This is a genomic window from Nocardia sp. NPDC019219 (assembly GCF_040632645.1).
Lineage (GTDB): Bacteria > Actinomycetota > Actinomycetes > Mycobacteriales > Mycobacteriaceae > Nocardia > Nocardia sputorum.
Genome location: NZ_JBEYCG010000001.1, coordinates 236,958 through 249,129, shown reverse-complemented (window position 1 = coordinate 249,129; position 12,172 = coordinate 236,958). Strand labels below are relative to the sequence as shown.

The window sequence follows — 12,172 nt, the reverse complement described above, 5'->3', positions numbered from 1 at the left end:
TTCGCCCGCACCATCTGGCAGATGGTGCGGGCGTTTTGTTCTGCGCGACAAACGTTTTGCGCGCACTGCCGAGGAATTCGCCTGGGCGGGCGGGCTATTCGTCGAATGGTGCCAGGCGGATCATGGTCAGGAAGCCCGCGCGGTTGAGCAAATGGATCCGGCCTTCCGGCACCGCCTTCGCTTCCGCCCGGAACGCCGCGATCACATGCCGCTCGAACTCCAGGCGCGGGTGCCGCCGCAGCAGTTCGATGACCCAATCCCGGTCCAGTTCCGCAAGCCGCGTCCCGAGTACGTCCACGGACGCCCCCGCGGAGACGAAGCCGCCGGGATCGCCGAGATCGTCGGCGACGCCGGGCGTGATGTGCGCGGCGATCGCCGCGCCGATCGCGTCGGCCCGTTCCGGCGGGGCGCCCGCGTCCCGTGCGATCGCGGCCGCCCGTTCGCCGCCGACCACCGCGAAACATCTTCCAGGCGTGGGAGTTTCGAGTTGCAGGTCGTGCAGCAGACAGGAGACGTAGACGAGTTCGTCGTCGTAGGATGCGCCGTCGAGCTCGGCCAGGACCCGCCCGAAGTAGTAGGTTCGCAACGAATGGTGCAACACGTGCGGAGACAACGACTCCCGCGCCTCGTTTTCCGCCGCGACGGCGAGCTTCGAATCGGGTAGCCGCAGACCGGCGAACTCCAGTTTCCCGCGGCCGCGTCTGCCCAGCGCGATCCGGACCCGGTTGGGTGCCATGGCGGGCAACGTACGGGCGATCGCGACGGCCAATCCACGGCGTTGCTCCTTCGACAACGCGCCCCCGGTACGGGTGGCCCATGCCCAGTCCAGGCCCGTCGGTGCGGCCACGATGCCCTCCTTCGCTCCGGTCACTCGGTATGCCCTTGGAGTCAAGTGTGCGGCGAGGCCCGCGACGAGTGGCGGAAATGACAGTAATGCTCGGATTCATGCCAAACTGCGAGTGATGAAGCAAGTGGTGGCGCTCGCGCTCGACGGGGTGATGGCCTTCGACCTGGCCTGCGCTGTGCAGGCGTTCCGGCACGGGCCCGGGAAGACCGGGGAGCCGTCCGGGTTCGAGATGCGGACGTGCGGGGTGCGGCCCGGTCCGGTGTGGACGCCCAACGGCTTCGACCTGCGGGTCGAGCACGGACTGGAAGCGCTGGCGGACGCGGATGTGGTCGTCGTGCCCGGGATCGGCATTCCGACGCTGCCGACTCCGCCGCGGGCGTTGACCGCGTTGCGGAGCGCTGCCGCGCGCGGCGCGACCATGGTGAGCATCTGCGTCGGTGCGTTCGTCCTGGCCGAGGCCGGGCTCTTGGACGGACGACCGGCGACGACGCACTGGGCCTACTGCGGCGAGTTCGCCGAGCGGTATCCGGCGGTGCGGCTGGATCCCACCGCGCTGTACGTGGACGACGGCGACGTGCTGACTTCGGCCGGGCTGTCGGCGGGGCTCGATCTGTGCCTGCACTTCGTCCGCCGGGAGCTGGGCGCGCACGCGGCGGCGGAGCTGGCTCGGTGGAACGTCACCGCGCCGCACCGGGAGGGCGGCCAGGCGCAGTACATTCCCGATGGACCGGCCGCCCGTGCCGCAGACGGTGGCCTCGCCCCGACGCTGGCTTGGGCGATCGCCGAACCCAGTGCGGCGGTGGACGTTTCCGCGCTGGCCGCGCACGCGTTGATGAGCGAGCGCACCTTCATCCGCCGCTTCAAGGCTGAGGTGGGCACCACGCCGCGGCGCTGGCTGGACGCTCAGCGCACCGCTCGGGCCCGGGAACTTCTGGAAACCACATGTTTGCCAGTGGAAGTCGTCGCGGCCAAGGCCGGGTTCGGCAGCGTCACCGCGTTGCGGGTGCACCTGCGTGCCGCGACGGGCGCCACACCCGCCGCCTATCGCCGATCAGTGGGCGGGTGAGTGCGCCGCAGTGACCACGAATTCCGTTGCCTGAGAGCTCATCCCGCCGAACCGCAGCAGTGATCGGCGGTCCGCCCGGTACGGGGCCGTCGTGGTGTCGGCCGCAAGCCGATGAAATTCCTTCGGATCGAGGGGTTTAGCCGAGTCCGGGAAGGGGTAATGATCTTGTTGAGAGATTTCGTGTATTCGTAACTTATGCTTGGCGTGTTCTTCCTTCCGCATCACCCAGTCGGATTACTGACGGTTAACTGATCGACTGAACTACTTCCCTACCGACATCGGACCCGCGATGCCGCGGCACACGGCGAGATCGACGCGAGAGGTGGATGGAGCATGGCCGATCTGGAGACGGCGACGTCCCTTGCCCCCACGGTGGCCGAATTCGAATTCGCGACCGCGAGCACCCCGCTGCGCCGGGTCGCGGGGCGGCTGCGCGCAGTGCTGCCGCCGGGTTGGCGCGTCGAGATCGTCGACGCGCCAACCCGGCGTTACGGCAACCGTGCGCCGCTGCTGCGGGTGGTCATGCCACCGGAGTGATCACCCGGTCCAGCCGAGCGGCATGAGCAGCGACTTCTGCTCGCAGAACGAATCGAGACCCTCCGGGCCGTTCTCGCGTCCGAGCCCGGAGGCCTTGTAGCCGCCGAACGGTGAAGTCGGGTCGAAGGCATACCAATTGATAGCGTAGGTGCCGGTGCGCACCCGCGCCGCGATCTCGGCGCCGTGCTCGATGTCGGTCGTCCATACCGAGCCCGCGAGGCCGTAGACGGAGTCGTTCGCGATGGCCACGGCCTCGTCCTCGGTCTCGTACGGGATCACCGACAGCACCGGCCCGAAGATCTCCTCCTGGGCGATGGCCGACTTGTTGTCCACGTCGGCGAAGATCGTCGGCTCGACGAACCAACCCCGGTCCAGCCCCTCCGGGCGGCCGCCGCCGAGCACCAGGCGCGCGCCTTCGGCCTTCCCCTTGGCGATGTAGCCCTCCACCCGATCGCGCTGGCCTTCGGAGATCAGCGGGCCCAGCTGCACGCTGGGGTCGTTCGGGTCGCCCACCTTCATCGTCTTCACGTGTTCGACCAGCGCGTCGAGGATTTCGTCGTATCGGCTGCGCGGGGCCAGGATGCGGGTCTGCGCGACGCAGCCCTGGCCACTGTTCATCAGGCCGGAGAACGCGAGCACCGGGATGCCGGCCGCCACGTCCATATCGGGCAACAGGATCGCCGCCGACTTGCCGCCGAGTTCCAGCGAGACGCTCTTGAGCTGACCGGTGGCGATGGCGCCGATCTTCCGGCCGACCGCGGTGCTTCCGGTGAAGGTCACCTTGTCCACGCCGGGATGCGAGACGAGGTACTCGGCCGCGTCGGGCTCGGCGGGCAGGACCGAGAGCACGCCTTCGGGCACTCCGGCCTCGGTGAAGATATCGGCCACCAGGTTGGCCGTGATCGGCGTCAGCGGGGCGGGCTTCAAGACCACGGTGCAGCCGGCCAGCAGGGCGGGCGCGAGCTTGTTGACCGCGAGGAACAGCGGAACGTTCCACGCGGTCACCGCCGCGACGACGCCGCGCGGCTCGCGCGTGACGCGCGTGGTGCCGAATCCGCCCACCCGGGTCTCCTGCCAGGGGAAGGACTCGGCCAGGGCCGCGTAGGCGTCCAGCGCGGCGACCGCGGGGAGCTGGTTCAGGGTCATCGCGATCATCTGCGGCGCGCCGACCTCGGCGGTCAGCGCGGCGAGCAGGTCCGCGGAGCGCTGTTCGATCAGCCGCGCCGCGCGGGTGAGCACTTCGGCGCGCTCCTTCGGCGGTGTGGCGGGCCACGGGCCGTGGTCGAAGGCGTGCCTGGCCGCGGCGACCGCGGCGTCGACGTCGGCCCGGCTCACCGCGGGGACGCTGCCCACCGGCTCGACCGTGGCCGGCGAGATGACCTGGATGCGCTCGTCGGTGGCTGGCGCGGTCCAGCGGCTGCCGATGAACAAGCTGTCGTAATGCATGAGAACACGTTACAGTTTTGCCCGGCTTCTGTCTGTAACCTGTTTCAGTTTTCCGTGCCCTCGAGGCTCTGGCCAGTGTGAATCCCGACCTCTCGGTTCGCTTTTCGCAGAACGCACTATTGCGTTCTGTTGCTGGAAGGGGGATGCTGTAGCGACATATCAGCTCGCTCCATTACCCAATCGTTACCGCAAACTGGGGAGTCCGAGTCATGGCGGTGCAAGTGATCGGCCGGTCGCTGATGACCAGTGATCAAACCGAGCATCAGGCTAAGTGTGTCGGCAGCGGCGGGTGGGTGGTCTCCTTCCTACCCGGCCGCACCCTGACGATCGAGCAGGCGACGGCGGCTATGCAGGCCGCGGAGGCGGTCGCCGCCGTCGGAATGCTGGCCGACCTGGTCGGCCTCACCACGCTCGAGACCGTCGGGTTGGCGATGCGCGAATCGCCGTGGAGCGAGCCCGTGCATGCCCCGTGCGGAAAGCGGCACTGGCGCCGCGGATGGCTGGAGCCTTACCTCGGCTAACTTTTGGTTGCCACCACAACCAGATTGCTAACAAGTAGCTCGCGTACCATAGGCACCCGGACCAACCACCACGCCCAGCGGGGGTGGTAGCGCGGAAACACCGTGTGCACCTCCGCCGGAGTGCCTGCCGCCCAGCGCAATCCATCCGCGGCCCGCACCGCGAACAGCGACGTGCCGAACCTGTTCTTGGGTTCCCGCCCGTGCTTGCGCCGATACCGCCGCGCGGCGTACTCGCCACCCAGGTAGTGCCACGGTCCGGTCTCGTGCCCGCCGAACGGGCCGTGCCACACCGTGTAGGACAGCACGATCAACCCGCCCGGCCTGGTCACCCGCACCATCTCGTCGGCCATCAGCCACGGTTTCGAGACGTGCTCGGCGACGTTCGATGAGAAACAGATGTCCACCGCGTCGTCACGGAACGGCAGTGCCATCCCGGACCCGCGGACCGCGCCCGCGACCGAGAGCCCCGCGGCGTGCATCTCCGTGGGGTCGGGCTCGACCGGGAGGTAGCGCGCGCCCGTGCGGGCGAACTCGTCCGCGAAGTAGCCCGGCCCGCCACCCACGTCCAGGATCGTCGCACCCTGCAGCGACCGGCCGGTGAGGTCGGCGTAGAAGTCGCCGATCATCGCCGCGCTGTCGGCGGCCAGACCCCCGTAGAACAGCGCCGGGTCGGTCTGCTCGAACCGGAAACTGCCGAGCAGTCGCAGCGACCGGCGCAGGGTCGCCCGGCGGGCGAACCGGAGCGAGCTGCTGCGCGTCGGCGTCTTTTCGGCTTCGAGCACGGCGCCGAGTTTCGCACAACCCCGATGCTGGGCATCTCGGGCGGGTGCTCGGGTTAGGGTGTAGCGCGACATCCGGCGTTCCCACCGGGACCTACTGACCGAGAGAAGCTCCACCGTGCGCGAAGTCCTCCTGCTCTGCTGGCGTGACACCGGGCACCCGCAGGGCGGCGGCAGCGAGCGGTACCTCGAGCAGGTCGGCGCGCAGCTCGCGGCCCGCGGGGTCAAGGTCACGCTGCGCACCGCCGGCTACCCGGGAGCGCCGCGGCGGGAACGCGTCGACGGCATCGATATCAGCAGAGCGGGCGGACGCTACACGGTGTATCCGCGAGCGCTCGCGGCGCTGCTGCTCGGCAGGATCGGACTCGGCCCGTTGCGCGGCGTGCGGCCGGACGCGGTGATCGACACCCAGAACGGCATCCCGTTCTTCGCCACCGTCGTCACCGCCGCGCCGTCGGTGGTGCTGGTGCACCACGGCCACCGGGAGCAGTGGCCGGTGGCGGGCCGACTGGTCGGCCGTATCGGCTGGTGGATCGAGTCGCGGCTGTCGCCCCGCGTGCATCGGCGCAATCAATATCTGACCGTTTCGCTGCCGTCGGCGGAGGAGTTGGCCACGCTCGGTGTGGACCGTTCGCGAATCGCGGTGGTGCGCAACGGCGCTGAACCTGTTCCACTCGACGCGCCCACCGGCGCGGCGGAAACCCGCAATGCCGCACCTACTGTCGTGGTTCTCTCGCGTCTGGTGCCGCACAAGCAGATCGAGGACGCGCTCGCGGCCGTGGCCCGGCTGCGCGACCGCGTACCGGGTCTGCGCCTCGACGTGATCGGCGACGGCTGGTGGGCGGACAACCTGCGGGACAACGCCCGTGCACTCGGCATCGCCGACGCCGTCACCTTCCACGGGCACGTGGACGAGCGCCGCAAGCACGAACTCCTGGCCCGCGCGTGGGTGCATGTGCTGCCTTCCCGGAAAGAGGGATGGGGGCTCGCGGTGATCGAGGCCGCCCAGCACGGCGTGCCGACGGTCGGTTACCGAAGCTCGCGCGGCCTCACCGATTCCATCGTCGACGGCGCCACCGGCATCCTGGTCGACGACGTCGCCCAGCTGGCCGATGCCGTGGGCGATCTGCTGGACGATCCCGGCGCGCGCACGGTCATGGGTGAGAAGGCGCGCGCACGCGCCCGGGAGTTCTCCTGGGAGCAGACCGGGAACGGTGTGTACGAAGTGCTGGCCGCGGCCGCACGAGGGGAGCACACGAGCGGATTGCTCGCGCCCCGGACGGTCGACTGAAACGTCGCCGATTGCGGTCGGCCTTTCGCGCAGCGGTTTCCCCATCGTGGTTCAGCGACCGCATGACCTGTCGCCGAGGCGGCCCGAGGTTCCCGAGGTGACTCCGCAGCGGAGCATGGGGCTGTGCACCGACGAATCACTACGGCCTGACGCCCCGTAGCGCGTCCACCACCTCCGCGAGTTCGGTGATTCCGTCGTCGGCCAGGAAGTGGCCCCGCGCCCGGTATCGCTCGAGATGTGCTGCCGCATGTGCCCTGAGCTGCGGACCCGAGCTGGACCGCCTGGCCGCGCAGCAGGCGGCGGTGGAGCGGCGCCGGCTGGTCGCGCTCTACGCCGGGGCGGTCACCACTCGATCGGGTCGCGGGGAGCCTGGGGCAGACGCGACGGCAGGTGCTGGGCGCGGCGGCGTTAGGTGAGCAGTCGGCGCTCGACCAGCTGGAGTGTGCGGCGGGCGGTGTGCGTCACGTCCGCGGTGTCCGGCGGAATCGTGCACGTGTGCCGAGAGCGGCGAGCGGGCCCGCGACGAGCAACGCTGCCCAGAAAAGGTGGGCCGCTGCGGCGGTCCAGCGGTGCGCGGTCGTCGATCGACCGCGTTCGACGGCGCCGGGCACGCGATACAGCGCGAGATCGGCATCTTCATAGGCCTGTTCGAGCCGAGCGAGCGTGGATGCCGATTCGCCGAGCGGGCCGGGGGTGGTTCGTTCGACCAGGACCCAGCCCACCCCGAGGCGGGCCAGCTCTGCGGGCGAGCCGCCGTGCAACAGGAGGTTCTCCACCTCGCTGGCGCGGGTGCCTTCGCCCGACACCGTACGGCCGCGCACGGGCAGTTCGCCGGTCTGCAGGACGTCGTTGGGAAGCATGCGCGGCGCCGGATCGAGCACCGGTGCGGCGCCGCTGTAACGGAACTTGCGGAACATCCCGCCCGGAAGCACCGCGACGTCGCCTGGACCGTCGATCCGGGCGGCGACCTGCTGCCAGCCGGCGGGGTAGTGCACGGGGCGAACAGCTCCACCGACGCCCCAGGCCAGGTCGTACAACGGCAGAACCAGAAGCGCGACGAATAGCACCGCGACCGTGGACGTGACGGCGGGGTGCGCCGTCACGCGCCGGTCCGCTGAGGCGTTGCGATATCCGGATGAGAGACGCCGAGCCGTCACCGCGCATCCAGCCGCTGCGCACAGGACGTAGGCGGGCATAGCCAGGGCCACGTACTTCTGGGTGTCCCGCAGCAGGCCCGCGCCGGGCACGTGGGCGACCAGCCATTCCATGACTGCCATGCCTCCCGCCGTCGCGCCGAGCGCGGGAAGCAGGATCGCGGCGGCGGCGAGCAGCAGCAACGCGCGGCGGGCGTGCCGATTGTCCGGATCGGCGCCACCGGTGGCCACGGCGCGCAGACCCAGCGCGACGATCGCCAGCAGCGCCACGGTGCCGATCACAGCCAATGGTGTGGTGCGCGAATCGGGCACCGCCTCGGCGTTCCAGATCCCGCCGAGGCCGGCCAGGCTGCCCAGCGTGCCGAGACCGGGCTCGGCCCGTGCGGCGAAGGCCGCGATGCCCGCTGGATCGGATGGTTCCGCACCTGAGCCCGACAGCACGGTCGCGGCCAGCCATGGCGCCGAGGCGGCGAGCCAGAGGACGAGCGTCCCAAGAAGTTGGCGCCGCTGGACCAAGGCGAACGCGGTCGCGCCCGCCAGCAGCGCCCCGGTAGGGGTGAGCCCGGCCGCGGCGAGCGATCCGGCGAGGGCCGCCCAAGTGGATGCGGTTCGGATGGGTGTGCGCTGTGCCGCCGTGACACTGGGGCGATCCGTCCCTCCTTTGCCCGCCGCACTGGTCGGTGCGGAGCGGGAAGGCTCTATCGGATCGGCTGGCGCGACGTCGGGAGTGCCCGAGGAACCGGGCGTTTCCAGCGGTATTCCGATGCTGCGGGACTCGGCGGCGTCAGCCGCGGCGACTTCGCCGGTGCGGTCTGCCGAGGCGGGTGCACCCAGCGGTGATCCGGCTCGGTCGGTTGGTGCGGCCTCCTCGCGAATTTCGGTGCCGCCGGTCGGTGGGGCGTGCTCGAAGTGGTCGGCTTCCCACGGTTCAGACGGTTCGAGCAGGTCGTTCGGGGGATTCGCCGGTGTGTTCGACAGCAGGCGTCGGCGTCGCCGCACCGTGGCCGTCGTTCGGAGGCGGTGGGCGGCCAGCGCCGTCCACGGCAGCGCGGCATATCCGGCCAGCAAGCTCCAGTGCCCCTGGAGCAGCCGCTCGGCCACGTACGGATTCCACAGCGCGACCGTCGCGGCGACCAGCTGCGGGCCGAGCGACGCGCGCAGGAGTTCACGCGCGAGCGCAGCCGCCCCGTACGCCGCGGCCCAGAGCGCGACGAGGAGAATCGCTTTGACCAGCAGCCCGCCGTCGATGAACGCCGACAGCACGGCCAGCAGCGCGTCCTGCGGCACCGCCCGGGGCGCCGCGTCGCCTAGACCCAGCGCCGAGTCGGTCGGATAACTGCGCGGCGTGCTCACCGCGTCCCGCAAGAGCAGGTAGCCCGGCGCCGGCAAGGGGGCGGTAACCAGCAGCACCCCGGCCGCGCTGTATGCCGCAGCCACCGCTCGGTCTCGACCGCTCCCACTCACGCCTGAGCACTGTACGTCCCGATTCGCGCCACCGCGGAGCCAGCGGGTTCGGCGGCGATGTCTCCGGGCTCGGTGTCGGCTCCGGCGGGGCGGAACGGGCGACGGCCCGCGCGGGTGGGACGATGGGCGCGTGTCTGCTGTCCGTCGGTTTCCTGTGGTGGCGGATCTGACGTGGGTGACGGCCGGTGCGATGACCGCGAACGTCGCCGGGTATCTGTTGCAGCTGCTGGCCGGACGCTGGCTGGGGGTCACCGGCTACAGCGAGTTCGCGAGTCTGCTCGCGGTGCAGCTGTTGTGCGCGGTGCCCGCGCTGGCGTTGCAGAACGTGGTGGCCAGGGAACTCGTGCGCGGCGCGGGTTCGGCGGCGCTGCGCGGGCTCCAGTGGCGCTGCGCCGTGATCGTCGCCCTGGTGGCCGCGGTGCTGGTGCCCCTGGTGGCCGTCACGCTGAACGTCGGGGTGGCCGCCACCGCGGCGGCGCTGGGTGCGGCGCCCGCGCTGGTGCTGTTGTCCGGTGAACAGGGTGTGTTGCAGGGCGGCAAGCGGTTCCGGGCGTTGGGCACGGTGCTCGGCGCCGCCGGGATCGCCCGGGTAGCGCCCGCGCTGGTGATCCTCGCGCTGGGCGGCGGCGCGACGCTCGCCTTGTGGGCGGCGGCCGGTGGGATCGCGGCGGCGGCGTTACTGGCCAGGCTCGTCGCCGGTGCGCCGTCCGCGCGTGCCCGCGCCCTCGAGCCGGGCGAGGTCGCCGCGGCCCCCGGCGTGCTGCCGGTCCTGCGGGCCGCCCAGGTGCAGGCGGCCATGATGGCGCTGTCGTCGGCGGACCTGATCGTGGTCCGGATCGTGCTCGACGACGTGGACGCCAGCCGCTATGCCCTCGGCACGATCGCCACCAAGATCGCCTTCTGGCTGCCGCAGGCGGTCGGTGTGGTGCTCTACCCGCGGATGGCGCAGCCCGCGCACTCCGCGAGCGCGATCCGGTCGGCGCTGGCGGTGCTCAGCGGAATCGGCCTCATCGCGGTGCTCGGGGCCGCGCTCGCCGCGCCGCTCGCCCCGCTGCTGGCGGGCGAGGACTATGCCCCGATCCAAGGGCTGCTGTGGCTGTTCGCGTTGCACGGCGCGCTGCTGGCCGTGCTGCAAGGCGCGGTGCTGTCGGCTATCGCCGTCGACCGCACGTCCCTGGCGCTGGTCGCCTGGCTGGGGCTGGCCGTCGAAGTCATTCTGATGCTGTCGCTGGCCCGCTCGATTCCCGCGCTGATCACCACGGCCGTGTCGGTCGCGGCCACCACCACGGTCGTGGTCGCCGTCATCGTGCTGCGCGCGGCGTCCCGCACGACGCGGCCGGAACCGCTGCGCCCGGTCGGCTGACCCGGCGCCGCCTACGATCGTTCCATGATCACCGCGGTGCACACCCTGGTCTACGCGGACGATCCGGACGCGGCCCGCGCGTTCTTCCGCGACGTCCTGCACTGGCCGAACCTGGACGCCCACGACGGCTGGCTGTTGTTCGCGACCGGCCCGAGCGAACTCGGCGTTCACCCCACCGAAGGTCCACCGCGTCACGAGATCTCGCTGATGTGCGACGACCTGGATCGAACGATGGCCGATCTGGCCGCGCGTGGCGCGCGGTTCGAGGGCGAGGTCGCCGAGCGGGGCTTCGGCCGCTGCGTGGATCTGCGCGTGCCGGGCGCGGGCACGATTCTGCTGTATCAGCCGCGCCATCCGGTCGCCTATCCGCTCGCCGAGCAGTAGCGGACCCCGAAAACGACTTCGGCTCCCCTGCCGGAAGGCAGGGGAGCCGAAGTCGAGTGCGCTCGATCAGGGTTCTTTGTTGATCCGGATCTGTTCGGTCGGCGCGTCGTCGGCGCCACGGTTGACGCGCGGGGCGGGACCGGCGGGAGCCGCGCCGCTCGGACGCTGGCCCGGAGCGCCGCCCGCCCGCGCCGGCGTCGGAGCCGAGCCGCCGCGAATGCCGAGGACCACACCCACGATGAGCGCGATCACGCCGAGAACGCCCAGGATGATCGGCATCACCCGGCCGTACAGCGACAGCTTGTCGATGTTCTCCTTCGCCACCGCGAGCTGCGACTCGATCGTGTTCTCGTCGAACACGATGTGCGACTTCAGCGCGGTGACCTCCGGCTTGTCCGCGGTGCGCGAGTAGTAGAGGTGCAGCGCCTCGCCGCCCTTGACGACCGTGCCCGTCTCCGGTTCCACCCACAGGTCACGGGTGTTGGTGTAGTAGCGGGTCATGGTCACCGGGGCCTCGCCGCCCTCGACGCCCCACTTGGCGGCGGGCAGGCTCAGCCGGTTGGTCGGCGCCTGGACGACGTCCCACAGGCTGGTGGCGGGCACCGACATCTGGAAGTGGTAGACCTTCGTGTTGTTGATCTCGGTCTCTTCGATGAAGTTGGCGTCGAAGCTCTTGCGCACGTTGAGGTCGAAGTACGGGTAGGTCTTCTTCTCGGTGCCGATCGGGAACCGGTACTGCAGACCGGTGTGCTGCACCGGCTCGGCGATGCTCTCACCCTGCGGGTTCGTGGTCACCGCGATGGAGCCGTTCGGCTCCTTGGCGACCGGCTCGCCGGTCACCCGGTCGATGGTCACCCGGTCGATGGTCGCGGTGAGCAGGCCGGTGTCGCCCTGCTTGTCGATGCGCCGCAGCGTCTGGCCCGCCTGCACCGTCATCTGTTCGGCGTCGGCCGGATCCTCGACGGTGAGGAAGCGCTGCGAGACCAGCGGTACGTTGGTGTCGACCTTCGCCGATCCCTCCGGAGCGGTGAGCGACTTGGAGTCGAGCACCAGGCTGTCCTCGCCCTGCTGGTTCGTGGCGATCGTGGTGATCTCCAGGTCGAGGGGAGTTTTCGCCAGCTTGTCGACGGTGTAGGTCGGGATCATGATTGCGGCGACGATCAGCAACGCGCCGAGACCCACGAGCAGGCAGGCCACCGTCCTTCTGGTACCGGCACTCAGTGCCATGCAAACTCTCCTCGTCGTAGAACACAGGTCGCTCCGGCGAGTACTGCGGGCATGCCGCGGCACTCGTGAGCCCCGACACTAACAGTCCGATGT

General features: G+C 70.4%; 11 protein-coding genes. 6 read left to right on the top strand and 5 right to left on the bottom strand.

Annotated elements, in window-relative coordinates:
- Positions 1-94: 94 nt before the first annotated feature.
- The gene (locus tag ABZ552_RS01165; RefSeq protein ID WP_281916328.1) at positions 95-847 is read right to left on the bottom strand and encodes an HD domain-containing protein; all 753 of its coding nucleotides are present in this window, start codon (positions 845-847) and stop codon (positions 95-97) included.
- 115 nt (positions 848-962) lie between these two features.
- Between ABZ552_RS01165 and ABZ552_RS01160 the strand changes: the two genes are divergently transcribed.
- Positions 963-1,913 carry a helix-turn-helix domain-containing protein gene (locus tag ABZ552_RS01160; RefSeq protein WP_357435129.1) on the top strand — a complete coding sequence of 317 codons (951 nt, stop codon included), beginning with the start codon at positions 963-965 and terminating at the stop codon, positions 1,911-1,913.
- Between the two features lie 333 nt (positions 1,914-2,246).
- On the top strand, positions 2,247-2,450 hold the full coding sequence (locus ABZ552_RS01155) for a hypothetical protein (RefSeq protein ID WP_357435127.1): 204 nt from the start codon (positions 2,247-2,249) through the stop codon (positions 2,448-2,450).
- On the opposite strand, the gene ABZ552_RS01150 is transcribed toward ABZ552_RS01155, so the two are convergent.
- A complete protein-coding gene (locus ABZ552_RS01150) occupies positions 2,451-3,896 on the bottom strand; it encodes an aldehyde dehydrogenase (protein WP_281916330.1) in 1,446 nt (481 codons plus the stop codon). It lies immediately after the preceding gene.
- 209 nt (positions 3,897-4,105) lie between these two features.
- Here ABZ552_RS01150 and ABZ552_RS01145 point away from each other — a divergent pair, with 209 nt between their 5' ends.
- Complete coding sequence (locus ABZ552_RS01145; protein WP_281876246.1) at positions 4,106-4,417, top strand: hypothetical protein; 312 nt, start codon at positions 4,106-4,108, stop codon at positions 4,415-4,417.
- Here the strand turns inward: ABZ552_RS01145 and ABZ552_RS01140 are convergent.
- Complete coding sequence (locus ABZ552_RS01140; protein WP_281876243.1) at positions 4,414-5,199, bottom strand: class I SAM-dependent methyltransferase; 786 nt, start codon at positions 5,197-5,199, stop codon at positions 4,414-4,416. The genes ABZ552_RS01145 and ABZ552_RS01140 overlap by 4 nt on opposite strands.
- A 115-nt stretch (positions 5,200-5,314) precedes the next feature.
- Between ABZ552_RS01140 and ABZ552_RS01135 the strand changes: the two genes are divergently transcribed.
- Complete coding sequence (locus ABZ552_RS01135; protein WP_281876241.1) at positions 5,315-6,487, top strand: glycosyltransferase family 4 protein; 1,173 nt, start codon at positions 5,315-5,317, stop codon at positions 6,485-6,487.
- Between the two features lie 461 nt (positions 6,488-6,948).
- Here ABZ552_RS01135 and ABZ552_RS01130 read toward each other — a convergent pair whose 3' ends face one another.
- Positions 6,949-9,078: a hypothetical protein gene (locus ABZ552_RS01130; protein WP_281919435.1), complete on the bottom strand. Its 2,130-nt coding sequence runs from the start codon at positions 9,076-9,078 to the stop codon at positions 6,949-6,951.
- 217 nt (positions 9,079-9,295) lie between these two features.
- Between ABZ552_RS01130 and ABZ552_RS01125 the strand changes: the two genes are divergently transcribed.
- Entirely contained in the window at positions 9,296-10,468 is a 1,173-nt protein-coding gene (locus ABZ552_RS01125) for a polysaccharide biosynthesis protein (protein ID WP_281919436.1), read from the top strand.
- 24 nt (positions 10,469-10,492) lie between these two features.
- Positions 10,493-10,852, top strand: coding sequence for a VOC family protein (locus ABZ552_RS01120; protein WP_281916331.1), 360 nt, complete (start codon positions 10,493-10,495; stop codon positions 10,850-10,852).
- 66 nt (positions 10,853-10,918) lie between these two features.
- Here the strand turns inward: ABZ552_RS01120 and ABZ552_RS01115 are convergent, their stop codons facing one another.
- Positions 10,919-12,079: a porin PorA family protein gene (locus ABZ552_RS01115; protein WP_281876239.1), complete on the bottom strand. Its 1,161-nt coding sequence runs from the start codon at positions 12,077-12,079 to the stop codon at positions 10,919-10,921.
- Between the last annotated feature and the right edge of the window lie 93 nt (positions 12,080-12,172).